Genomic DNA, 23,288 nt, shown 5'->3' with positions numbered 1-23,288 from the left:
TGACTTATAAAGTGGTTATTGAGCAGCAAACAGACTAAGTGAATTTGATCTTTTCTGTCTGAAGCAGTACTCTGCGGCCACTGGATTTCCCCATTCTGAGACTCGAATATGTCCAATACTCATGCGCAGGGCACAGTGGCTAACACTATCACGCAGAAGTTAACTGAAGGCTTCTCGCCGACTCACTTAGAAGTGATCAACGAAAGTAATCGTCACCATGTGCCACCGAATTCGGAAACCCATTTCAAAGTTGTGCTCGTGAGTGAGCAGTTTGATGGTTTACGTCTCTTGGCACGGCATCGATTGGTTAATACTCACTTAGCCCATGAGCTAGCGAATGGCGTGCATGCCTTGTCGATTCACACATTCACTCAAAGTGAATGGGATGCGAATGTACAAGTGCCTAATACGCCAAATTGTCGCGGTTAATTCATCGCTTTCCAATACTTTTAGCTTAGATTTCAAAGCCACTCTCCATAGAGTGGTTTTTGTTTTAGGTCAAACTAAGGCCATTTTCTGGTTTTACCCCTCGAGTTTCTGGTTTCCCTCACTGTGTTTCTGTGTTAACAATATGTTTTATTTTAAGGGGTTGAGTGGTGCGATTGCAGAGCTCTGTCCTGAGTGCATGTTCACGTCTATTGGCACTATGGGTTCGTTTTATTTCAGGGAGAGTATTAAAAATGCGTAAGTTTGGGAGTGTGCTCGTCTTAATGCTGCTGATGGGGCTGAGCGGTTGTAACCCCGTAGCCAGTGATGCGCAAAACGTAGCCGTTTCCCATGCCGCAACGGATGATCCCCAAGCTATCCCCGCAATTGAATGGCGCCTTGCAACCTCTTGGCCCAAAAACTTCCCCGGTTTAGGTATGGCACCTGAGCGTTTTGCGCATTTAGTCGATGACATGTCTAACGGTCGGTTAAAAATTCAGGTTTATGGTGCGGGAGAATTGATGCCAGCGTTTGCCATCTTTGATGGCGTGAGTCAGGGAAAAATTCAAATGGCCCATGCCGCTTCTTATTACTGGAAAGGTAAGGCGCCCGCGGCGCAGTTTTTTTCATCGATTCCCTTTGGTATGACAGCGCAAGAAATGAACGGCTGGTTGCACTACGGCGGTGGCATGGCGTTGTGGGAAGAAGTGTATCGCCCCTTTGGCATCATTCCCCTCGCGGGTGGCAATACGGGCATGCAAATGGGCGGCTGGTTCAATAAACCGATTAATACCATTGCCGATTTTAAGGGATTGAAGATCCGCATGCCGGGCTTGGGCGGCGAAGTCTTAAAACGTGTCGGCGCTATACCTGTGAATATGGCGGGGCGTGAACTCTATGGTGCCCTGCAAACGGGCTCGATTGATGCGGCAGAGTGGGTGGGGCGATTGAACGACCTTGCTTTTGGTTTACATAAAGTGGCGAAGTACTACTATTACCCAGGTTGGCATGAGCCGGGTTCCAATATGGAATTTTTGATTAATAAAGCTGCCTTCGAGAGTTTACCTCAAGATTTACAAGCCATAGTGAGAGTCGCGGCGAGAGCGATTAACCAAGATATGCTCGATGAATACACGACCCGCAATGTGACGGCCCTTGAAACCTTAGTGAATGATGAAGGGGTAGTGCTTAAAGCATTTCCACCGAAAGTGTTGTTGGAACTTGAGAAAATCTCTAAGCAAGTGATTGAAGAACAAGCTAATCAAGATCCTTTAATGCGCAAAGTGTACGCCGCCTATCACGCCTACGAGCAAGGTGTACGCCAGTATCATAAAATATCTGAGGATGCTTACAGCCAGCAGCGTCAACACTAAATGCGGGGTGTTTTTAGCACTGACTGTCACATTAATCGCTGATTTATATGAGATGATTTCATCTTAAATTATCTTGTTATCGGCGTAATTCATTTGGTGTTATGCTTGCAAGCCATAAATAGACAGTTACAGTGGCGTTGATGTCGCCCTGAGAATTTGGAGATCCCTATGCCATTACTTGATAGCTTTACCGTCGATCATACTCGAATGAATGCCCCAGCAGTTCGTGTTGCTAAGCATATGAGCACGCCAAAGGGTGATGCGATTACGGTATTCGATCTACGTTTTTGCGCGCCGAATAAAGATATTCTCAGTGAGCGTGGTATTCACACTCTGGAGCATTTATTCGCTGGCTTTATGCGTGACCATTTAAATGGTAGCAATGTTGAGATCATCGATATTTCGCCAATGGGATGTCGTACCGGCTTTTATATGAGTTTGATTGGAGAGCCGACTGAGCGCCAAGTGGCCGATGCGTGGTTAGCTGCGATGGAAGATGTGCTTAAAGTGGTTGAGCAGTCTGAAATCCCTGAGCTGAACGAATACCAATGCGGTACGTATGAGATGCATTCGTTAGAGCAGGCACAAGATATCGCCCGTAATATTATTGCGGCTGGCGTGAGTGTGAATCGCAATGATGATTTGAAATTAAGCGACGAAATTCTAGGTAATCTGTAACGGTTTGCACTCTTACTTGTATAAGAGTACTTAGCCAGTAAATTCAGTTTCCTGAAGTTAATGAGAGAAAGCGACGAGAGTCGCTTTTTTTTTCAAACAAATTCAGCTATTTTACAAGTTAATAACAAAAACGCCGTACGCTAACAAAATTTTTGGGAGCTTGGTATGCCTAGTCGTTACTTCACAGTATCACTCTGTGCAATGTCTGTATCTCTTGCCTGTTCTAACACAACGTTCGCCGATGATTTCCACAGTCAAATGCTTGAACTGAACCTGCTCAATGACACATTCCACTCAACTGCTGACAGTTTAGCCTTAGGCCAGTTAACGGCTTTGACGGTTTTACCTGCGGATCTTAACGGAAATCCAGCAAGTATTAGTATGCGCAGCGCGAGTCAAGGCGTGGCCGTATTGCAAGATAGAGTGTATTTCTCACCTGCGCCTTATTCTGCGCCGCAATTACAACTATTGCCCAATCTGCTGCAACAACAGAGTGTCACCGTCACGCCAATGGCGAATATGGCTGTTGGTGGGCAAGGGGCGTTTGGGGTGGTGAGTTATCAAACCTTACCTGTTGCTGAGCAGACCGAGAATAGTAAGGCGACTCTCGAGGGTAATACCGATTCAGACTACAGTGTCGATGTGAATTGGGGCGTGAAGCAAAAAGAGTATGGCATGATACTCGCGGTTAATTACAGTGATGCTAGTGGCGCGGATCGTTTGCTTAATGGTCAAGATACTGACCGCCAAACCACTGATATCTTATTTAAAATCAATGCTGCGAGTTTATTAGGTGCCAGAAGTCCACAGGTGACTGAGTTTACCTATCAGTTCCTCGATGATGATAGCTATCGCTCCCAACTCGGCTTAACACCAGCAGATTGGCAACAAGATCCTATGAGTTTGTATTCAGCCACTGCGGCAGATAAGCACCAAGGGCGACACCATAAGTATCAATTGTCGCACCAAGTTGCGTTAAGTGGCGGGCATAAGGTCATCACGGACTTTTATTATCAATCCTATTCGCAGCAATTAAATCAACTTAATCAATTTGATGGGCAAATGCTCGATACCCAGAGTTTAGCAGCGCTGGCCGCATTTGAACGGCAGCCGACAGTCGATGGCGTCGCGGTCGCTTCGTTACAACAAGACAATGATTTTAGCTCCTTTGGGGTACAAACTGAGTCCGTGAATCAATATGGCGCCCATCAAATTAGTTTGAGTGCCCGTTACCATACGGATAAAGCTGAGATGCACCTTGGTGAACAGCAAAGTCTATGGCAGCAGGACTTGAGTTTAGTGAGTGATGCGCCAGATGCGCTGTTGGCTTATACCGATGATGCGACCGCATTCACCTCGGCCATCGATTCCTTGTTTAATTGGGACGGATTGCAGCTCAAACTCGCGCTTGCCTATGAAAAAGTGGACGTCAATCGCGAGATCAATCTAGCCTACGCCGGACTCGAAGCGGCGGATTTTTCTGATAGCGATTGGATGCCACAGCTTGGCGTTTTATATCATGCTGGAGATTGGCGCTTTAGTGCAGATATTCGACGCTCCTGGACCGCCGCGAGTGCGGGGAATCTTGAGCAAGAAGCGCAAGTGTCGCTGCAATATCAAGTCAGCGCCCAATATGCTAGCGAGCATTTTAATGCTGATATTAAAACCTACGTTCAAGATTTTGATAACCTGCATGTCAATTGCGATGCTTATACCCAATGCGCCGACAGCCGTTTGTGGGTTCAAGGTAATGTCGTGGATGTGCAGACCAAAGGGGTTGAGCTGAATCTTGGCTATCAATGGGAACTGGGCAGTGTGCAGTTGCCTTTGGCATTAAATTATCAGTATTCGAATGCTGAGTATCAAACTAATAGCTGCAACGAAATTCAAGGCTGCGTCGTGGCTGGCGATAGGGTGGCCTGGTTACCCGAGCAGCAGCTGCAGTTGAGTGCTGGAATGAAGTATGACGAATATGAACTGAACGCGAATGTCTTTTATCAATCGGAGCGGGAAATGGGCCAATTTGGCGCCGAATTACAGCCTGTCGCTGCACAATGGCGGGTAGATTTAGCGGCGAATTATCATTTTAACCGTCACCATGAGATTTATTTTCGGATAGAAAACCTCTTAGATGAGACATTAGTCACGACAGCATCAAATAGCGGAATTCGATCGGAAAATGGACGTATTAGCTATTTAGGTTATCAATGGCGCTTTTAAGTTGAACTTTATTTCGTTTGAATTTAAATCAATTGAAACAAATAAGATCGATTTAAGCCGTGTTTAGTGGATGTTTCGACTTTTTGCTAAATTAAATCTTTAATTATTAATGCTATAGTACCCAGTGGCCGTAATATTCTCTCTTTCTGATCCGTCACTAGGTCGGAAGGCGAACGCTGTAGCGCATGATTCTTTTCAATCCATTTTTTAGGTTTGAAATCACCTATAATTTTCGTGGCGATGCCAAGTCAATTGGGGTAAAATGCGCGCGACCAGCGTGATTGCGATCGCATTTCTGTGATAAATCTGCGCTAGCTCAATGCAGTAGGTTTTGTTTAAAACCTAAGTATTTAGCAGGAACGCGGCGCATTGTCTTTCCTTCAAACGTAGTGCTTGTGGATATGATTACAATTAAGAAAGGATTGGAACTGCCTATAGCAGGCGGACCAGAGCAAGTTATCCATAATGGCCCAGCCATTAAACATGTAGCTACTTTGGGTGAAGAGTATATTGGCTTACGTCCAACGATGAAAATCAAAGTGGGCGATAAAGTACAAAAAGGCCAGGTTCTTTTTGAAGATAAAAAGAATTTAGGCGTTAAATATACGGCTTTAGCCAGTGGTACTATATTAGACATTAACCGGGGCGCCCAGCGTGTTCTGCAGTCTGTTGTCATTGCAGTGGAAGGAAACGAAAGCGTTGCCTTTGCTAAATATGATGCCACTGCACTCGATACGCTCGACTCGCAGTTAGTCCGTGACAATCTGATCGAATCAGGTTTATGGACTGCATTGCGTACTCGTCCTTTTAGCAAAGTTCCTGCTGTAGACTCTTCTGCTGCTGGTATTTTTGTAACCGCAATAGATACTCAACCTCTTGCCGCTGATCCCGTTGTGGTGATCCGTGAGCATAAAGAAGATTTTGCTAATGGTCTTAAGGTCTTAGCAAGACTTACTGACGGTAAAGTTTACCTTTGTAAAGCGCCTGGCGCTGATATTCCTGCCGCAAACGCCCAAGTTGAAGAATTTGCTGGTGTGCACCCTGCAGGATTAGTCGGTACTCATATTCACTTCTTATTGTCTGCCTCTGCAAAACGTACCGTTTGGCATATTGGTTACCAAGATGTAATAGCAATTGGTCAGCTATTTACGACGGGTGAACTCAATACCGAACGTGTTATTGCGATCGCAGGCCCTAAAGCGGCTAAGCCAAGACTCGTACGCACTGTTGTGGGCGCGAGCATGACTGAATTAACCGCAGGTGAAGCCTTAGATGGCAATGTTCGTCTGATTTCAGGCTCTGTTCTGAATGGTCGTACAGCCGTTGGCCCACAAGGGTATTTAGGTCGTTACCATGTTCAAGTAAGTCTGTTAGAAGAAGGTACAGAGAAAGAATTTTTAGGCTGGGTATTACCAGGCTCAGACAAATATTCTATCACTCGTGCATTCTTAGGACATCTTGCTCCTTCTCGTCTGTTCAGTATGACGACCAGTACAGGTGGTTCAGACCGCGCTATGGTGCCAATTGGTAACTATGAGCGTGTAATGCCATTGGACATTCTTCCTACTATGTTGTTGCGTGACTTGATTTCAGGTGACTTTGACGGTGCTGCTACTTTAGGCGCGTTAGAGTTAGATGAAGAAGATCTCGCACTGTGTACGTTCGTATGTCCAGGCAAGTATGACTACGGTTCATATCTGCGTGACTGTTTAGATACGATCGAGAGGGAAGGCTAATGAGCTTGAAAGATTTTTTCGAACGTATTGAACCCGACTTTGAAAAAGGCGGTAAATACGAAAAGTTTTATGCCCTATTCGAAGCGGCATACACAATTTTTTATACCCCAGGTAAAGTGAACAAGGGCAAAACCCACGTTCGCGATAACCTCGACCTAAAACGTATGATGATTACGGTTTGGGCTTGTGCTTTCCCAGCGATGTTCGTGGGTATGTACAACGTAGGTTTACAAGCTCAATTAGCTTTAGTGGCTGGTTTTGCTACCCCTGACGTATGGCAAGTGAGCTTGTTCAGCATGTTCGGTACCGAACTGACGGCAAACTCTGGCTGGCCTGCGCTAATGTGGTATGGCGCCTGTTTCTTCCTACCTATCTACGCGGTGACCTTCGCCGTCGGTGGTATCTGGGAAGTGCTGTTTGCCTCTATCCGCGGTCATGAAGTCAACGAAGGTTTCTTCGTTACCTCTATCCTGTTCGCTTTAACGCTGCCAGCAACTATCCCATTATGGATGGTGGCGCTGGGTATCACCTTCGGTGTGGTCGTGGCGAAAGAAGTGTTCGGTGGTACAGGGCGTAACTTCTTAAACCCAGCACTAGCGGGTCGTGCCTTCCTGTTCTTCGCTTATCCGTTGAACATGTCGGGTGATACCTCATGGGTTGTGGCTGACGGCTACTCAGGTGCGACTGCACTGAGCCAAGCTGCTGCGGGCACATTAGATTATGCAATCAACCAAAACTGGTGGGATTCGTTCTTCGGTTTCATTCCAGGTTCTGTTGGTGAAGTGTCTACATTAGCGATTCTGTTAGGTGGTTTGGTCATCATCTACACGCGTATCGCTTCATGGCGCATCGTTGGCGGTGTAATGGTCGGTATGATTGCCATTTCTACTCTGCTGAACGTTGTCGGTAGCGACACTAACCCAATGTTTGCAATGCCTTGGTACTGGCACTTAGTGTTAGGTGGTTTTGCGTTTGGCATGATGTTTATGGCGACAGACCCAGTGTCAGCGTCATTCACTAACCAAGCTAAATGGGCATACGGTATCTTGATCGGTGCAATGGCTGTGTTTATCCGCGTGATTAACCCTGCATTCCCTGAAGGCATGATGTTGGCAATTTTGTTTGCTAACTTGTTCGCGCCATTGTTCGACCACTTCGTGGTTCAGGCAAATATCAAGCGGAGGATTGCCCGTGGCTAGTAATAAAGATTCGTTCGGCAGAACCTTATTTATCGTCGTTGGCCTATGTCTAATTTGTGCGATATTTGTGTCTACTGCAGCAGTGTTACTGAGACCGACTCAAGCAGAAAATAAACTGCTCGATAAGCAAAAGTACATTCTGGAAGCCGCTGGTCTTATCGATACTAAAGCTGGCAAGGTCACCAAAGCGCAAATTCTGGATACATACGGCAAACACATCGAAGCTAAACTGGTCGATTTGAAAACGGGTGCTTGGGTTGATGGTGTTGATGCTGACACTTATGATCAACGTAAAGCGTCTCGTGATGTGAAAACCTCATTTGTACCTGAGAACGACATTGCTTCTGTGAAACGCGTAGCGGATAACGCTGTGGTTTACCTCGTTCGTGATGAACAAGGTAAATTGACCAGTGTGATTCTGCCAATCCATGGTTATGGCCTTTGGTCTACTATGTATGCCTTCCTTGCTATGGATGCTGACCTAAACACAGTGCAAAGCTTAGTCTACTACGAGCAGGGCGAAACGCCGGGCTTAGGTGGCGAAGTGCAAAATGCTCAGTGGAAAGCGAAATGGCATGGCAAAAAGTTATTTGATGAGCAAGGTAAACTCGCTATCAGCGTAACGAAAAACCCAGCTGTTGCTAGCACTGAATACGGTGTAGACGCATTATCTGGCGCAACCTTAACGAGTAACGGTGTACAACATTCACTGACATTCTGGTTAGGGAAAGAAGGTTTTGCGAGTTTCATTGAAAAAGCACGCAATGGAGGTCTCAACTAATGTCTGACGCTAAAGAACTGAAACAGGTTCTGACCGGACCTATAGTCAACAACAACCCGATTGCTTTACAAGTACTTGGTGTATGTAGTGCATTAGCGGTAACGAGCAAGCTCGAAACTGCACTGGTAATGGCGTTGGCGTTAACTGCGGTAACAGCGTTTTCGAACCTGTTTATCTCAATGATCCGTAATCATATTCCAAGCAGTGTGCGTATTATCGTACAGATGACCATTATTGCCTCTTTGGTAATCGTGGTTGACCAATTGCTGCAGGCTTATGCTTATCAGATCTCTAAGCAGCTGTCGGTATTCGTCGGTCTGATTATTACGAACTGTATCGTAATGGGTCGTGCCGAAGCCTACGCGATGAAAACACCGCCAATGATGAGCTTTATGGATGGTATCGGTAACGGTTTAGGTTACGGTGCGATTCTGTTAGCTGTTGGCTTCGTACGTGAACTGTTTGGTAACGGTTCTCTGTTCGGTGTTGAAATCTTGCACAAGATCTCTGATGGCGGCTGGTACCAACCAAACGGTCTGCTACTACTGCCTCCGAGTGCGTTCTTCCTGATCGGTGTTCTGATTTGGATTATTCGTACCTATAAGCCAGAGCAAGTTGAAGCAAAAGGGTAAGTGCGATGGAACATTATATTAGCCTGTTAATTCGCTCTGTTTTCATTGAAAACATGGCACTGGCCTTCTTCCTAGGTATGTGTACTTTCTTGGCTGTGTCAAAGAAAGTCACCACAGCCATGGGCCTAGGGATTGCGGTAGTTGTAGTGTTAACTATCTCTGTCCCAGCAAACCAAGTTATCTATCAAGGGCTGCTAGCTCCTGGTGCACTTGCTTGGGCTGGCGCACCTGAAGCTGACTTAAGCTTCTTGAAATTCATTACCTTTATCGGTGTGATTGCAGCTTTGGTTCAAATTCTGGAAATGGCACTGGACAAGTACTTTCCACCTTTGTACAACGCATTAGGTATTTTCTTACCTTTGATCACAGTGAACTGCGCGATTTTCGGTGCGGTATCATTCATGGTTGAGCGTGACTACAAGTTAGGCGAGAGTGTGGTGTTTGGTTTCGGCTCAGGAGTGGGTTGGGCATTAGCTATCGTATTGATGGCCGGTATCCGTGAGAAGCTGAAGTATGCCGACGTGCCTAACGGCCTACGTGGTTTAGGTATTACCTTTATCACTGCTGGTTTGATGGCCTTAGGTTTCATGTCGTTTTCTGGTGTGTCTCTGTAAGAGACACATAACGGCTTCTTGAATTGGACCTTCTAAGGATAAGTTAATGGATATTCTTGGTATTTTTAAATCTACTCCGCTCGAGGTTTACCTCGGTGTGAGTATGTTTACTGCTATCGTCCTCATCTTGGTATTAGTGATTTTATTTGCTAAGTCTAAGTTAGTGGCTAGCGGTGACATCACGATCGGCATTAATGACGATCCTGAAAAAGCAATTACAACCGGTGCTGGCGGTAAGTTGTTAGGCGTTTTGGCTAACAGCGGTATCTTCGTATCGAGTGCGTGTGGTGGCGGTGGCTCATGTGGCCAATGTCGCGTAGTGATTAAGTCTGGCGGTGGTGATATTCTGCCAACAGAACTTGACCACATTAGCAAAGGTGATGCCCGTAAAGGCTGTCGTCTTTCTTGTCAGGTTAACGTTAAGAACGATATGGAAATCGAGCTTGACGAAGAAATCTTCGGTATCAAAAAATGGGAATGTGAAGTTATCTCTAACGATAACAAAGCCACTTTCATTAAAGAACTGAAGCTGCAAATTCCTGATGGCGAATCTGTACCCTTCCGTGCTGGCGGTTATATTCAAATCGAAGCACCTGCTCACCATGTTAAATATGCAGATTTCGACGTACCTGCACAATACCGTGGCGACTGGGAACACTTCGGTTTCTTCAATCTTGAATCTAAGGTTGATGAAGAAACGATTCGTGCATACTCAATGGCTAACTACCCAGAAGAGTTCGGTATTATTATGCTGAACGTGCGTATTGCTACGCCTCCACCACGTAACCTGACTCTGCCTTGCGGTAAGATGTCATCTTACATTTGGAGCTTAAAAGCTGGCGATAAAGTGACAATTTCTGGCCCATTCGGTGAATTCTTCGCGAAAGATACCGATGCAGAAATGGTGTTTATCGGCGGTGGTGCGGGTATGGCGCCAATGCGTTCGCACATCTTCGACCAACTGAAGCGTCTTCACTCTAAACGTAAGATGAGCTTCTGGTACGGTGCACGTTCTAAACGTGAAATGTTCTACGTAGAAGATTTCGACGGCCTTGCGGCTGAGAATGACAACTTCGTATGGCATGTGGCCCTTTCAGATCCTCAACCAGAGGATAACTGGGATGGTTACACAGGTTTTATTCATAACGTATTGTATGAAAACTATCTGAAAAACCATGATGCACCAGAAGATTGTGAGTTCTACATGTGTGGACCTCCAATGATGAACGCTGCCGTAATTGGTATGTTGAAAAATCTTGGTGTCGAAGACGAAAACATCCTGTTGGATGACTTCGGCGGCTAATGTTCATTAGTCCTAGATAGAAAAGTTGCAGATGTTGAGGTTAACCTTTCATCTGCAACTTTTGCATTTAAGGGCCCAAATAAGAGTAGTAGGTCACTATGTTTCAGACCTTAAAGATCAATACCTCAGTATTAAAGCATTCATTTAACTGGCTAGTCCTCGTAGGGCTGGCCTTTTTTGTTTCAGCCTGCTCAAAGCAGAACGAGGTCATTTCATTAGCGGGCAGCACTATGGGGACGACTTATCACATTAAAGTCGTGCCGAATGAGCAGATGCCGACGGCGCAATTACTTCAAGCGGAAATTGATTTAGCCCTTGAGCTAGTCAATGACCAGATGTCGACCTATCGCCCAAATTCAGAATTATCCCGTTTCAACCAATTGCCATTGGAGCAAAGCGTTGAAGTTTCAGCGGATACCATCAAAGTGGTGCAAGAGGGAATACGCTTATATCAAGTGACGGATAAAGCACTTGATATTACCTTAGGTCCTTTAGTTAACCTGTGGGGATTTGGTCCTGATAAGCGCCCAACGAAAGTTCCGACTCAGGCCGATATCGATGCGGCGAAAGCCAAAACCGGTATTAGTGAGCTTTCGATAGAAGGTCATCGTTTAAGTAAGCATAACGCGCATTTGTACGTAGACCTGTCATCAATCGCCAAAGGGTTTGGGGTTGATAAAGTCGCTTCTATTCTCGATAAATACCACGCGACTGGGTATTTAGTTGAAATTGGCGGTGAGCTGAGCATTAAAGGTGCTAAAGGCGATGGTAGCTCTTGGCGCGTTGCCATAGAGCAACCGACCGATGATGGCTCAGAAGCCGTACAGCAGGTTATCTCACCAGGGACTATGGCGATGGCGACCTCGGGCGATTATCGTAATTATTATGAGGAAGACGGCCAACGTTTTACCCATATAATTGATCCACGTACCGGTTTGCCAATCAATCATAAGCTAGCATCTGTGACCGTATTGCATCAGAATTGCATGACTGCCGATGGTTTTGCGACGGCTATGATGGTTTTAGGTACAGAAGCATCATTGGAGCTTGCCAAGAAGGAACACTTGGCGATAATGCTAATTGAAAAGCAAGGCGAAGGATTTAAAGTCTATTACAGTGACGCCTTCAAGCCTTTCCTTAAGTAGTTGGAGTTAACATGAGCACTTTTATCGCGGCATTTGTAGTTTTATTACTGTTTTTTTTGCTGATGTCGATAGGTTATCTCATCAAGCGCAAAGCCGTCGAGGGAAGCTGTGGCGGTTTAGGTGTTCTAGGGATTGAGAAAGCGTGTGATTGTGATGACCCTTGTGACAAACGTAAACGTCGTATGGCCGCTGAAGAAGCGCGCCGTGAGAAGTTAACCAAAGACCGTATTATTTAATATTCTCTCAATCGCCAGTTTCGACAATAGCCTCCTATCTGGAGGCTATTTTTTTGCATGAAACTTATCAAGCTATACCATCCAATTAAATTTATCCTTGGGATATGAGGGAGATAGCGCGTTAATCTAAGCAGGAATGAGAATGCTTTTCATCATTAAGTTTGTGAAATATAAAGATAATTTGAGTTGATGGGTAAATTGTACTAGGCTAGAAGCTTGATTTAGATCAATCTTTTTCACGCTTACCAAGGATAGTAACTTATGAAAGGTCATCCTAAAGTGGTTGGGCAACTGAATCGGGTGCTTACCTGTGAGTTGACCGCCATCAATCAATATTTCCTCCATGCCCGCATGTTTAAACATTGGGGCCTTGAGAAGCTAAATCACGTCGAATACAAAAAATCTATCCAAGATATGAAGCACGCCGATAAGCTCATCGAGCGCGTGTTGTTTTTGGAGGGTCTCCCAAATTTGCAGCAACTCGAGAAACTTCGCATTGGTGAACATAGCCAAGAAATGCTCGACTGCGATCTGGCCATGGTGCAAGAGCAACTGACATTGCTGCGTGATGCCATTAACCTGTGTGAAGCCGAGCAAGACTATGTGAGCCGCGATCTGCTGGAAGACATCCTTGAAGACGAGGAAGAACACTTAGATTGGCTTGAGTCGCAGCAAGAGCTCATTACGCTAACCGGGATTCAAAATTATCTACAATCGCAAATTAGCGACCAATAGGAGCAAGATATGAAAGGCGATAAAGACGTCATCGATGCGTTAAATCGACTCCTAACGGGAGAACTCTCGGCAATGGATCAATATTTTGTCCATGCCCATATGTACGAAGATTGGGGCTTGAATGAACTCTATGAGCGCATCGCCCATGAGTCTGATGATGAAAAAGCCCATGCGGCCAAATTAGTACAGCGTATTTTATTCCTCGAAGGGACGCCTAATGTTGCCGCCCGTGAGGCGTTGAACATAGGTAAAGATGTGGAAGAGATGCTGCGTAATGATCTCGCCTACGAGTACAAGGTCGCAGATGATTTGCGCCAAGTGATTGCCCTGTGTGAGCAGAAGCAAGATTACCAAACCCGCGAGATCCTCGAAGTGTTACTCGATGATACTGAGTCGGACCATATGTATTGGCTCGAAAAACAACTCGGGCTGATTGACCGTGTTGGGCTACAAAACTACCTACAAACTAAGATGTAATCACTAAATCTAGATCAGCGGGAGTGTCTCGCTGATCCTATTTCTACCGCTTCCTAGTAATCCAATCTGTATATAGTCTATCTGACTGTAAAACTCGGCCTCTACAAACTCATCCTCTGCAAAATATCTTAAATTTAGCGAATCCTGTTATAAAGCCAATGTCCTTTCTTTACAAATACTTATTTACGTTTTTTATGGCGATTTCATCTGTTGTTAACAGGTAAAAATTGTTACCGTGTAAAACTATTTTTGCGAGCCATATTGTTAACTTGTTGGCCAGCCAGACGGGAAGATTGATGGGATATATGAAACGTTCTCTAAGTTTGCAGTTAGTGGTGACTATCGTTGGAGCGCTTGCTGTACTGCTTACCTTAGTCGCCGCTTTGTTGGTGACAAAAGAAAGTGATAACACGCGAAAGCAAGTCGATGCGGATATTTCGGCGTTAGTTGCCTTAAAAGCCAATGAGATCAGCGGCTACTTTATTGCTAAGGGCCAAGCGATCCATTCAGTATTTGCCGAGCCGGGTTTAGTCAAATGGTTTACTCAGTATCACGCCCGTGGCAGTCATCTCGCGGCTGATCGCCAGTATCAAGACATTATTGGTTACTTTAAGTCTTTCTCCGATCGCGATAGCGATGTTAAGTCGGTGTTTTTTGGCTCGGCCAATACCTTCGAGTACTTTGACCTTAATGGCCGCTTCGATGGCGACCCAGATTACTACACCAACAAACGACCTTGGTGGCAGGAGGCGATTGACCAGCGTGGCTTGTTTGTTGGCGATCCTGCGGTCGATGCGAACGATGGTTCAATTTCTGCCACGGTTAAAACCCCTGTTTATGCTGCCAATGGTGAGCTGATTGGGATCGGCGGCATGGATATCTTGATTGATACTATTGGTAAATCCCTGCTGGCACCGATCAAATACCGTGACTTTGGCCAAGCTTTCTTGATGACAGACGAAGGCAAGTTGGTGTATTTCCCTGGTTTTTCAGAACGTTTCCCGCCGGGTTCTTTGGCAAATCAAGTGGACACTCAGTTTAAGCAGACCTCAGGGTTTTCGGCATTAAGACAACAGATGCAAAGGGAAGCGCAAGGGTTTGCTAACGTTACGTTCAATGGCGTGCCCCAGCGGGTGAGCTTTGTGACCGTGGGCGGTGATTATCCCAAACAAAAGTGGCACTTAGCCTTTATGTTGCCCCACGAAGTGATTGAAGCGCCAGTGACCGCTGCGTTCTGGAATGCCAGTATGGTCGCCATTGGTATCATGCTGCTCATGGGCGTGACGGTATGGTTGATGTTGCTACCCTTTAGACGTCAACTCGCTAAGTTATTGGATGCGATGGAAGATATTGCCGAAGGTGACAGTGATTTATCAAAACGTATCCTGATGGATCGAGAAGACGAGTTAGGCAAACTTGGCGATGCTTTTAATCGCTTTGCTGAGAAAGTGCAGCACATGCTGTTGGATACGCGCAGTTTAACCCAAGAGGTGGGCTCGGGCGTTATTGATGCCCGGCAAATCTGTGATTTAGCCGTGTCGTCGGTCTCATCGCAAAAGCAGCAGATAGATTCGGTTGCCACCGCCGCAACGCAAATGGCGCAAACCAGCCAAGAAATGGCTGTCAGTGCCCAGCGTGCCAATGATTTTGCCCAGAAGGCGCAAACTCAAGCCCACGACGGTACACAGATTGTTTCCCGTGCGACCGAAGGGATGAAGGCGCTGTCAGAGCAAGTGATTGCCGCGGCGAAAGTGATTAAACACTTACGCAATAGTTCAGAGCAAATCGGTGAAGTCTTGAGTGTGATCCGTAATATTGCCGAGCAAACCAATCTATTGGCATTGAATGCGGCGATTGAAGCGGCGCGTGCGGGTGAGCAAGGTCGCGGTTTTGCTGTCGTGGCCGACGAAGTGCGCACGCTGGCATCCCGTACCCAAGATTCTACCGCCAACATTCAAGCTATTATTCAAACCTTGCAACAAAGTGCATTGCAGGCTGAGCAAGTGATGGAATCGGGCGTCGAACAAGCGAAAGCGGGGCAAGACTTAACGACCCAAGTCGAAGCGGCACTGAATGATATTGCCACGGCGATTATGTCAATTCAGCAGCAAACGGTTGAAATAACCGTAGCAATCGATCAGCAAGCTGTGGCGGCCGAGGAAGTGGCGCTCAATGTCGATAATGTGCGGGGATTGTCGGATCAGTCTTTGCTGTCAAGTCAGGACTTGTCGCAAAGCTTGCAAGGGTTTGAGGATATGACCCGAGCGCTCACTCGCAATATCGGTCAATTTAAGATTTAAGCCTGAGTCGGTCGGGGAACTATTCGCTCACTGGCCATCAGCTCAATCACGGCATTACTCATAGTGAACACACAAAAGGAGTTTAGGCTCCTTTTATTTTTTGCTTTCGCCTTATTCCATTCAAATCGACGAGTAGCACTTGATTACTGTTTTTATATACAGTATTTTGGCGTTGGAGGAATTCAACGTGCGAAAAATTATTCACATCGATATGGACTGCTATTTTGCGGCAGTGGAAATGCGCGACTTTCCCGAATACCGTGGCAAGCCTTTAGCCGTGGGCGGCAGCAGCGACCGCCGTGGTGTTATCAGCACTTGCAGTTACGAGGCGCGTAAATTTGGTGTACGTTCAGCGATGGCGACCGCCTATGCTTTTAAGTTGTGTCCCAATCTCATTTTGGTTCCTGGGCGGATGCAGGTTTATAAAGAGGTGTCGCTGCAAATTCGTGAAATTTTCTCCCGCTATACCCCATTGATTGAGCCGCTTTCTTTAGATGAAGCCTATTTAGACGTGAGTGAGTGCCAACAATATAAGGGCTCGGCAACCTTGATCGCGCAGGCTATTCGCCGCGATATCTTAGCCGAAACTGGGTTAACTGCTTCGGCTGGCATAGCACCAGTGAAGTTTTTAGCTAAGGTTGCCTCGGATCTGAATAAGCCAAACGGCCAATATGTGATTACTCCAGAAACACTGCCTGATTTTGTTAAAACCTTATCGCTACGTAAAATTCCCGGTGTCGGCAAAGTCACCGCCGAAAAGCTCTCCTCGCTTGGGCTCAATACCTGTGGCGATGTGCAAGCCTATTCTAAAGCTGAGTTATTGGCGCGATTCGGTAAGTTCGGTGGTGTCTTGATTGAACGTGCCCAAGGCATAGATGAACGGGGCATTTCTGCCGACAGGGAGCGTAAATCAGTGGGTGTTGAAACCACGTTGGCGAAGGATATTTATAGCCTAGAGCAGTGCCAACAGGTGATGCCGGGATTGATCCAAGAATTAGCCCTACGTTTGAGCCGCAGCGCTAAAGAGCGCAAAATTCACAAGCAAGTGGTCAAGCTCAAGTTCAACGATTTCAAGCAAACCACTATCGAGCATCGCAGCGATGAAGTCTCGATTGTAATGTTTTATGATCTACTCGCACAGGCGATGGCAAGGCAAGAGGGGCGCGGCATTCGCTTATTAGGTATTTCGGTCGGCCTCGCCGATTCTATCCTCGCAGTGCCCGAAATCCCAAATGCCCAGACTCAGCTTGATTTAGCGCTCTAGCTGTTTACTGAGTCGATACGCCGCAGACTCACGCCTGAATGGCTCAATAAGCCTCGGGTGGATTTGCCAACATAAAATCAATTAACAGTCTGACCCGTAAGGGCAGGTTGTCCCGATCGCGATACATCAAGTAGGCTGTGCGCGGAATACCTTGCCATTCTGGCAGTATTTGAACGAGCTTGCCGCTTTGTATCTGTTCACTCGCCATGCTGATGGGTATGAGTCCAATACCGAGCCCCGCCACTACAGCCTGACTGGCGATCGCCATATCATCGACGGCTAATTTGATGTTACCTCTTGGCTCAAACTCGACATTTTGCCCAGTGCTTTTGTGCTGTAAACGCCACGTTTTTGTGGGCTTAGCGATGATAACCGGATGCAGATCCAGTTCTTCTATGGATTGCAGTGTATGCCACTGGGTTGCCGATGTGCTGGCGCAAAGTACAAAGCTAATCGTGGTGAGCGGCCTTGCAATCCAATCGGGATCTTTAGGTTCACCCACTCGAAAGGCGATATCGATGGCGTTTTCACTGACATCAATATTCATGTTCGACAGACTTAAATCGATATCAATATTGGGATAATGCCGTTGGAAGGCGTTGAGTGATTCACCCAGCCAGCGATAGGTTGTATTGATGGGCGCCGAGATCCGCAATTTGCCAACCGCTTGATGTTTATCCGCATGCAACTCACCGGATACCTGGTTTAACTCGATAAACAGCGGGCCGCAGCGTTCGAGATACCGCTGACCTGTGGCGGTAAGGTTGACTCTATGGGCGTCTCTGTGCAGTAAACGCAGACCTAAGGATTGTTCTAACAGATTGATTCGACGGCTTAAGGTTGAAGGTGGAATGCCTAAGTGCTGCGCCGCGAGCTTAAAACTCCCTTGCTGTGCCACTACCCAAAATAAGCGCATATCGTCTAAGGAATAATTAAGTTTCATATTTGGAATTTAAGCTCTCAATCTTGTTGGTTTTAATAATATATGAAACTTATAAACTAAGCTCAATCCCAATTACCTCCCTAGAGTCCGATATGAAATCCCATACACCTTACATGACAATTGTTTGTCTACTGATTTGCGTTTTTAGCTGGGGCAGTGTGTTTCCGATTGCTAAGCGAGTGCTAGAGGAGATGTCAGGGGAATCTCTCGTATTCTGGCGTTTTACCATTGCGGCTGTGACTCTGGCGTTATATATCGCTTTTACTCGTCAGGCTTGGCCCAAGTTGAGTTTGGCGCAATATATTGTCATAGCGTTAGTGGGTGTGATTGGTGTGGGTGGCTTAAATCTGGCGTTATTTAATGGCCTGCAGCATACCTCTGCCGCCAATGGTGCCTTGATTATGGCGCTTAGCCCGCTGGTGACTTCAATCGTCAATGCGCTATTACAGCGTGAATGGCTCAGCAGACAACAAGTGTTCAGCTTAGTGGGCGGTTTGGCGGGCGTATTGCTAGTGATCACTAACGGCAGTGTGCAGCAATTACTCAACTTTAGTTTTAACCAAGGTGATGTGATGATTGCCGCCGGCATGTTGGCGTGGAGTGGTTATACCATTTGTTCGCAACGGGTCGGCCATTGGTTGCCTGTGTTGCCCTTTACCTTGCTGAGTATGATAGCTGCCAGTGTGTCTATGTCCGTGGTTGGGCTTGGCCGAGGTGAGTTTCACCCTTGGCAGGAGTTGATGGGACTGTCGATGACGGCTTTGTCTAGCGTGCTCTACATAGGTTTGTTCGCCACTGTGCTCGGTTATCTGTTTTGGATTAACGGCGTTAAAGCGCTTGGCCCCGCTAAGGCATCGATCTTTTTTAATCTCGTGCCCGTTTTTGCTGCATTAACGGCGTTAGCCATGGGGCAGGCGGTAACGGAAATTCAATTGGTAGGGATGCTGATAGTGATCCTTGCGTTGATGTTACCTATGTTAGTCAACCTGCGCGCGGCAAGAGGCTTAGTGGTTAAGCGCTGCTAATCTATGCTAGCTTTGCTGTTTAAATATAAGGGCGCACCTGAATTCAGACCATCACTGCGACGGGTTTATGCTCCCTTATTCGGTAGAGGGGACTTTTCAAACATCACTGATTTACAAAAGGTAACTTATATAAAAGCTTTCACCCTCAACAAATTACAGTTTAAAGCGGCTGACCAGCGCAGTGAGATTACTCGCCATTGACGAGAGTTGTACGCTTGCTGCGTAGATTTCATCAGTGGTTCGTAAACTGTCCTCCGACTGTTCGGCAATGTGTTGAATATTTTGATGACTCTCGTTGGCCATAGTGGTTTGCGCTTTAGCTGCTAGGGCGATTTGATTATTCATCTCACTAATTTGGCTGACCATTTCTGCAATATGCGCTAAGGCTTCACCGGCATTACTGGCGGCTTCTACGCTTGAGATAGCCTTTTCATTACCGATATTAATCGCCGCCACAGCGCTTTGAGTGCCATTTTGCACATTGGCGATCATTAATTTAATTTCTTCGGTGGATTGGTGAGTCTTAGAGGCAAGGGATCGCACTTCATCGGCAACCACTGCAAAGCCGCGTCCTTGTTCGCCCGCCCGCGCCGCTTCAATTGCGGCGTTAAGGGCTAATAGATTGGTTTGTTCGGCAATGGCTTGGATCACCTCAAGCACACGGCCGATATGTTGGCCTTCTTGCTCGAGTTTATTGATCTGCATTTCTGCTGTGCCCACATCTCCTGCGAGTTCTCGAATTACATTGATGGTTTTTTTCACTCTTGCTTGGCCATCGGCGGTAAAGACATCGGCTTGTTTGGCTGCATCGGCCGCATGACTGGCACTGACAGAGACTTCTTGTACTGAGGCGGCAATATGATCACTGGCATCGGCGATTCTGTGGGTGGCTGCCTGTTGATCCATCAAGGTATGTTTTGCCGTGGCGCTGGTTTTGGCTAGTCCTTCGGCGGCGACATTAAGCTCCGAAGTAGATTGTTTAAACTGCGAGATAATGCCATGTAAGTTATCGAGAAAATGATTAAAGGCATTGGCAAGGTCGCCCAGTTCGTCCTTAGAGGTTAGCTGGACCCGCTCGGTCAAATCACCATCACCATCGGTAATGTCGTGGATTTTCGCCAGCAAAACTGCGAGCGGCTTACTGATGAGTTTAGGCAAGGTAACGATGAACAGAATGCAGATCAGGATACTGATTGTTAAAGCAATTAACTGCATCTGCTGCCCACGATAGGCGTCATCATCCACTTGGGTGACAGCTGCTGCCGTGTTGCTGTTTAAGTCATCGATTAGCTGATTAATATTTTGATGCAGCTGCTCGAATTGCGTTGCAGCTTGGCCAAAGCTCAGATCAATAGCGGTCGTGCGACCGTTACGGCCATTCTGGGTGCGCTGATTGCTGATTTCAGAGGTAGTGGTTCGCCATACCTCGAAACTGCGATTTAATTCATTGAGTTTTTCTTTTGCGAGGGGACTTGTGGTCACATCGGCAAACTGATTAAGGTGTTCTTTGACCAGAGATATACTATTAGTGTGCTGTTTTAGAAGGCTATTATAGGAGTCCGTGCCGACGTTAACGAACATCAGGCTACGTTCGGCAACTTGCGCTTGGTAAAGCTCTTTGTCAGCTTGCAGCAGTTCAGATTGGCTCGGTAAGTATTCGAGTGCGAGCGTATTTGCGCTGTTATTTAATGCTTTAAGCCCTAAGATGCCAGTTGAAGAGGCGAAGATGACAACGCCAGCGAGTAGCAGACTCGGGTAAGTCAGTTTCTGGTTAACGGAAAGATCTTTATACCATTCCATAGTCACGCCCTCCTTGATTGATGCACTGAAAGGTGAGGGCCGCGATAACCACTGAATAAAAGCGGATGCGGCCCATCACTGGCGTTCTCTGGTAATTAGAGTCCAAATTGATCTAGGTTGATCCCAATCGTGATAGCACCAATTGCAGCATCGCCATCCATCACTGGAATAGAAATTTGTACTAGATAGGCTTGGGAGCTCTCGTCAAATTTGACCGGACCTATGTGTTTATCACCTTTGCCATTGGCGAAGGATTTTTGCCATTTATCTTCATCACCCTGCCAATAATCTGAAGTTTTACTGATCATGGCGACGTTCGCGCCTTGATTGTCCATGAGGAAAATTTCTTGGTAGTAAGGTTTGCTGGCTTCGAAGGTCGTGAGATACTTGGCCGCTTCGTTGTTCATCAGGGATGACATAAAGTCATCAATACCTGCGGTGGCAATCCATTTTTCATCTAATGTTTTGATTGAATCTAAGCTTTTGCCTTGGGCGTTTTGCGCTTTAACGGCATTCACCAGTACCACTTCTCTGCCTAATGGCATCAGTGAATCGGCTAGGTCGATAACGGCTTTGGGGACTTCTTCGGCGAAACTGAGGTTACTGCTGAGCAGTAGTGCGGCGGCTGACAAGATTTTACCAAATTTCATGATCTCTATTCCTTAAGGTCACAGTATTGAAGGGGAAAGCGGTTATCTCTAAAAGCGCGATAAGCAAAAATACGTTAGGGTCAGACAGAACGACTATAGTAGAAAATTCAAGTTATTCAGTTCTTTCATAAAAATTTTATCGATGGCATTTCTACACAAATAGAATCCGCGGTAAAAAATAAGGCCACATCTGACTTGAGCAGATGTGGCCTTGAATTGAGTGAGCTTGGGTAAGGTTAGAACATTAAGCCTTGACTGGAATGCGCTCGAGTACGGCTAATAATAATGTCCAATATTGGCCGACTGTGGTGATGTTTACCATTTCGTCTGGACCGTGTGGATAGCGAATGGTGGGACCAATCGAGACCATGTCCATGTCTGGATAGGGTTTCTTGAATAGGCCGCACTCGAGACCCGCATGGATCACCATGATCACTGGCTCTTTGTGGTAAATGTCTTGATAGGTTTCGCGCACTATTGCCATTACAGGTGAGCTGTTATCTGGCTTCCAGCCTGGGTAAGCACCGCTTAAATCGATATCGGCTCCGGCTAAGTTAGTTAACGCAGTTAACATGCCTTCGACTTGAGTACGGCCAGAATCGATCAGCGAGCGGATAAGGCATAGGATAGTGACCTGTTCATCGTCAGTGCTGATAACGCCAACGTTGAGCGAGGTTTCAGTGACACCTTCGACTTCATCACTCATGCGGATCACGCCGTTCGGGCACACATGCAGCAAATCGATCAGGGTATTTTGGCTGTTTTCGCTCATCACACGTTTTGGCGTTGGGATAGTGTTTAATACTAAACGCATATCGGGATCGGCAATGGCAAGTTCAGTGCGAATTAGTGCTTCAAACTCAGCGACTTTTTCGTTTAATGCGCCGACGTTTTCTTCTGGCAACATAAAGCTAATGTTGGCTTCACGTGGGATCGCATTACGCAATGAACCGCCGCTAAATTGGGTCAGCTCTAGCGCTAACTCATCGGCATTTTCAAAAAGGAAACGCGCTAATAACTTGTTGGCGTTGCCACGACCTAAGTGAATGTTCACTCCAGAGTGGCCGCCTTTTAAGCCAGATAAATGCAGGCTAAAGGCCGAGTAACTTTGCTCAGACGCTTGCCACACCATAGGCAGGGTAATTTGAGCATCGACGCCACCGGCGCAGCCCATGTAAATTTCACCCTCTTGCTCAGAGTCTGTGTTGATCAGGATCTCTGCATCTAACATGCCCGCTTGTAAACCAAAAGCACCTGTCATGCCGGCTTCTTCATCGATCGTCAGTAACACTTCTAATGGACCGTGCTTGATATCATCTGAGCCCAAAATGGCCAGCGCCGATGCCATGCCGATACCGTTATCTGAACCTAAGGTCGTGCCTTTGGCTTTAACCCAATCGCCATCAACATAAGCTTCGATAGGATCTTTAGTAAAATCATGCACTTTGTCGGCATTCTTCTGCGGCACCATATCGATATGGGCTTGAATGACCACGATTTTACGATCTTCCATTCCGGGCGTAGCTGGTTTGCGGATGATCAAGTTGCCAACGGCATCCTCAACGACGGCAAGTTGTTTGCTTTTAGCCCATGCTTGAATGTGCTGGCTTAAGGCTTGCTCATGCTTAGATGGGTGGGGAATCGCGCAGATTTGTTCAAACCATTGCCATAATGGCTGTGGGTATAACTGACTTAAAGCTGTCACTAGAGTGTCCCTCATAAGGTCTTGTGGGTATAGGGCAAATTTGCGG

The 23,288-nt window shown here is 46.5% G+C and carries 21 protein-coding genes; 17 read left to right on the top strand and 4 right to left on the bottom strand.

The window, feature by feature from the left end; all coding sequences use genetic code 11:
* The first annotated feature begins 108 nt into the window (after nt 1-108).
* The 16 genes from AYJ58_RS19985 to dinB all read left to right on the top strand — a co-directional run bounded on the left by AYJ58_RS19985 (nt 109) and on the right by dinB (nt 17,119).
* Complete coding sequence (locus AYJ58_RS19985) at nt 109-429, top strand: BolA family protein (RefSeq protein ID WP_106651435.1); 321 nt, start codon at nt 109-111, stop codon at nt 427-429.
* Between the two features lie 251 nt (nt 430-680).
* Nucleotides 681-1,799, top strand: a complete 1,119-nt coding sequence (locus AYJ58_RS19980; RefSeq protein WP_106651434.1) for a TRAP transporter substrate-binding protein — start codon at nt 681-683, stop codon at nt 1,797-1,799.
* Nucleotides 1,800-1,967: 168 nt separating this feature from the next.
* Nucleotides 1,968-2,477, top strand: a complete 510-nt coding sequence (gene luxS / locus AYJ58_RS19975) for an S-ribosylhomocysteine lyase (protein WP_006080460.1) — start codon at nt 1,968-1,970, stop codon at nt 2,475-2,477.
* Between the two features lie 165 nt (nt 2,478-2,642).
* On the top strand, nt 2,643-4,697 hold the full coding sequence (locus AYJ58_RS19970; RefSeq protein ID WP_106651433.1) for a TonB-dependent receptor domain-containing protein: 2,055 nt from the start codon (nt 2,643-2,645) through the stop codon (nt 4,695-4,697).
* A gap of 401 nt (nt 4,698-5,098) precedes the next feature.
* Nucleotides 5,099-6,433 (top strand): Na(+)-translocating NADH-quinone reductase subunit A, encoded by a 1,335-nt coding sequence (locus AYJ58_RS19965; protein WP_006083937.1) that lies wholly within the window; start codon nt 5,099-5,101, stop codon nt 6,431-6,433.
* Nucleotides 6,433-7,632 (top strand): NADH:ubiquinone reductase (Na(+)-transporting) subunit B, encoded by a 1,200-nt coding sequence (locus tag AYJ58_RS19960; protein WP_006080463.1) that lies wholly within the window; start codon nt 6,433-6,435, stop codon nt 7,630-7,632. The genes AYJ58_RS19965 and AYJ58_RS19960 overlap by 1 nt, the downstream gene beginning before the upstream one ends.
* Nucleotides 7,625-8,413, top strand: a complete 789-nt coding sequence (locus AYJ58_RS19955; RefSeq protein ID WP_006080465.1) for a Na(+)-translocating NADH-quinone reductase subunit C — start codon at nt 7,625-7,627, stop codon at nt 8,411-8,413. Before AYJ58_RS19960 ends, AYJ58_RS19955 begins: the two co-directional genes overlap by 8 nt.
* Nucleotides 8,413-9,045, top strand: coding sequence for an NADH:ubiquinone reductase (Na(+)-transporting) subunit D (locus AYJ58_RS19950; protein ID WP_006080467.1), 633 nt, complete (start codon nt 8,413-8,415; stop codon nt 9,043-9,045). Before AYJ58_RS19955 ends, AYJ58_RS19950 begins: the two co-directional genes overlap by 1 nt.
* 5 nt (nt 9,046-9,050) lie before the next feature.
* Complete coding sequence (nqrE, locus tag AYJ58_RS19945) at nt 9,051-9,659, top strand: NADH:ubiquinone reductase (Na(+)-transporting) subunit E (protein WP_006080469.1); 609 nt, start codon at nt 9,051-9,053, stop codon at nt 9,657-9,659.
* Between the two features lie 46 nt (nt 9,660-9,705).
* Nucleotides 9,706-10,962, top strand: a complete 1,257-nt coding sequence (nqrF, locus tag AYJ58_RS19940; RefSeq protein ID WP_006083934.1) for an NADH:ubiquinone reductase (Na(+)-transporting) subunit F — start codon at nt 9,706-9,708, stop codon at nt 10,960-10,962.
* 98 nt (nt 10,963-11,060) lie between these two features.
* Nucleotides 11,061-12,107: an FAD:protein FMN transferase gene (locus AYJ58_RS19935; protein WP_106651432.1), complete on the top strand. Its 1,047-nt coding sequence runs from the start codon at nt 11,061-11,063 to the stop codon at nt 12,105-12,107.
* Nucleotides 12,108-12,118: 11 nt separating this feature from the next.
* Nucleotides 12,119-12,343, top strand: coding sequence for a (Na+)-NQR maturation NqrM (nqrM, locus tag AYJ58_RS19930; protein WP_063884096.1), 225 nt, complete (start codon nt 12,119-12,121; stop codon nt 12,341-12,343).
* A 261-nt stretch (nt 12,344-12,604) separates the two neighbouring features.
* Nucleotides 12,605-13,078 carry a bacterioferritin gene (bfr, locus tag AYJ58_RS19925; RefSeq protein ID WP_106651431.1) on the top strand — a complete coding sequence of 158 codons (474 nt, stop codon included), beginning with the start codon at nt 12,605-12,607 and terminating at the stop codon, nt 13,076-13,078.
* A gap of 9 nt (nt 13,079-13,087) precedes the next feature.
* Nucleotides 13,088-13,555 (top strand): bacterioferritin, encoded by a 468-nt coding sequence (bfr, locus tag AYJ58_RS19920; protein WP_006080476.1) that lies wholly within the window; start codon nt 13,088-13,090, stop codon nt 13,553-13,555.
* Nucleotides 13,556-13,851: 296 nt separating this feature from the next.
* A complete protein-coding gene (locus tag AYJ58_RS19915) occupies nt 13,852-15,855 on the top strand; it encodes a methyl-accepting chemotaxis protein (RefSeq protein ID WP_106651430.1) in 2,004 nt (667 codons plus the stop codon).
* Nucleotides 15,856-16,042: 187 nt separating this feature from the next.
* Nucleotides 16,043-17,119 carry a DNA polymerase IV gene (gene dinB / locus AYJ58_RS19910; protein ID WP_106651429.1) on the top strand — a complete coding sequence of 359 codons (1,077 nt, stop codon included), beginning with the start codon at nt 16,043-16,045 and terminating at the stop codon, nt 17,117-17,119.
* 43 nt (nt 17,120-17,162) lie between these two features.
* Here the strand turns inward: dinB and AYJ58_RS19905 are convergent, their stop codons facing one another.
* Nucleotides 17,163-18,062: a LysR family transcriptional regulator gene (locus tag AYJ58_RS19905; RefSeq protein ID WP_106651428.1), complete on the bottom strand. Its 900-nt coding sequence runs from the start codon at nt 18,060-18,062 to the stop codon at nt 17,163-17,165.
* 92 nt (nt 18,063-18,154) lie between these two features.
* On the opposite strand from AYJ58_RS19905, the gene AYJ58_RS19900 reads away from it, so the two are divergent.
* Nucleotides 18,155-19,087, top strand: coding sequence for a DMT family transporter (locus AYJ58_RS19900; protein WP_106651427.1), 933 nt, complete (start codon nt 18,155-18,157; stop codon nt 19,085-19,087).
* Nucleotides 19,088-19,240: 153 nt separating this feature from the next.
* Here AYJ58_RS19900 and AYJ58_RS19895 read toward each other — a convergent pair whose 3' ends face one another.
* The 3 genes from AYJ58_RS19895 to AYJ58_RS19885 form a co-directional block, all read right to left on the bottom strand.
* A complete protein-coding gene (locus AYJ58_RS19895) occupies nt 19,241-20,887 on the bottom strand; it encodes a methyl-accepting chemotaxis protein (RefSeq protein WP_106651426.1) in 1,647 nt (548 codons plus the stop codon).
* A gap of 95 nt (nt 20,888-20,982) precedes the next feature.
* The gene (locus tag AYJ58_RS19890; RefSeq protein WP_106651425.1) at nt 20,983-21,537 is read right to left on the bottom strand and encodes a cache domain-containing protein; all 555 of its coding nucleotides are present in this window, start codon (nt 21,535-21,537) and stop codon (nt 20,983-20,985) included.
* 244 nt (nt 21,538-21,781) lie between these two features.
* A complete protein-coding gene (locus AYJ58_RS19885; protein ID WP_106651424.1) occupies nt 21,782-23,242 on the bottom strand; it encodes an aminoacyl-histidine dipeptidase in 1,461 nt (486 codons plus the stop codon).
* Between the last annotated feature and the right edge of the window lie 46 nt (nt 23,243-23,288).

Source organism: Shewanella sp. Pdp11, assembly GCF_002838165.1.
In the GTDB taxonomy this organism is placed as follows: domain Bacteria; phylum Pseudomonadota; class Gammaproteobacteria; order Enterobacterales; family Shewanellaceae; genus Shewanella; species Shewanella hafniensis.
The sequence above is the reverse complement of the archived record's forward strand: the minus strand, read 5'-3'. Positions and strand labels throughout refer to the sequence as shown.

Coding starts and splice junctions, on each gene's coding strand:
- AYJ58_RS19985 (WP_106651435.1), top strand. CDS start 109: ATGTCCAATACTCATGCGCAGGGCACAGTGGCTAACACTATCACGCAG.
- AYJ58_RS19980 (WP_106651434.1), top strand. CDS start 681: ATGCGTAAGTTTGGGAGTGTGCTCGTCTTAATGCTGCTGATGGGGCTG.
- luxS (WP_006080460.1), top strand. CDS start 1,968: ATGCCATTACTTGATAGCTTTACCGTCGATCATACTCGAATGAATGCC.
- AYJ58_RS19970 (WP_106651433.1), top strand. CDS start 2,643: ATGCCTAGTCGTTACTTCACAGTATCACTCTGTGCAATGTCTGTATCT.
- AYJ58_RS19965 (WP_006083937.1), top strand. CDS start 5,099: ATGATTACAATTAAGAAAGGATTGGAACTGCCTATAGCAGGCGGACCA.
- AYJ58_RS19960 (WP_006080463.1), top strand. CDS start 6,433: ATGAGCTTGAAAGATTTTTTCGAACGTATTGAACCCGACTTTGAAAAA.
- AYJ58_RS19950 (WP_006080467.1), top strand. CDS start 8,413: ATGTCTGACGCTAAAGAACTGAAACAGGTTCTGACCGGACCTATAGTC.
- nqrE (WP_006080469.1), top strand. CDS start 9,051: ATGGAACATTATATTAGCCTGTTAATTCGCTCTGTTTTCATTGAAAAC.
- nqrF (WP_006083934.1), top strand. CDS start 9,706: ATGGATATTCTTGGTATTTTTAAATCTACTCCGCTCGAGGTTTACCTC.
- AYJ58_RS19935 (WP_106651432.1), top strand. CDS start 11,061: ATGTTTCAGACCTTAAAGATCAATACCTCAGTATTAAAGCATTCATTT.
- nqrM (WP_063884096.1), top strand. CDS start 12,119: ATGAGCACTTTTATCGCGGCATTTGTAGTTTTATTACTGTTTTTTTTG.
- bfr (WP_106651431.1), top strand. CDS start 12,605: ATGAAAGGTCATCCTAAAGTGGTTGGGCAACTGAATCGGGTGCTTACC.
- bfr (WP_006080476.1), top strand. CDS start 13,088: ATGAAAGGCGATAAAGACGTCATCGATGCGTTAAATCGACTCCTAACG.
- AYJ58_RS19915 (WP_106651430.1), top strand. CDS start 13,852: ATGGGATATATGAAACGTTCTCTAAGTTTGCAGTTAGTGGTGACTATC.
- AYJ58_RS19905 (WP_106651428.1), bottom strand. CDS start 18,062: ATGAAACTTAATTATTCCTTAGACGATATGCGCTTATTTTGGGTAGTG.
- AYJ58_RS19900 (WP_106651427.1), top strand. CDS start 18,155: ATGAAATCCCATACACCTTACATGACAATTGTTTGTCTACTGATTTGC.
- AYJ58_RS19895 (WP_106651426.1), bottom strand. CDS start 20,887: ATGGAATGGTATAAAGATCTTTCCGTTAACCAGAAACTGACTTACCCG.
- AYJ58_RS19890 (WP_106651425.1), bottom strand. CDS start 21,537: ATGAAATTTGGTAAAATCTTGTCAGCCGCCGCACTACTGCTCAGCAGT.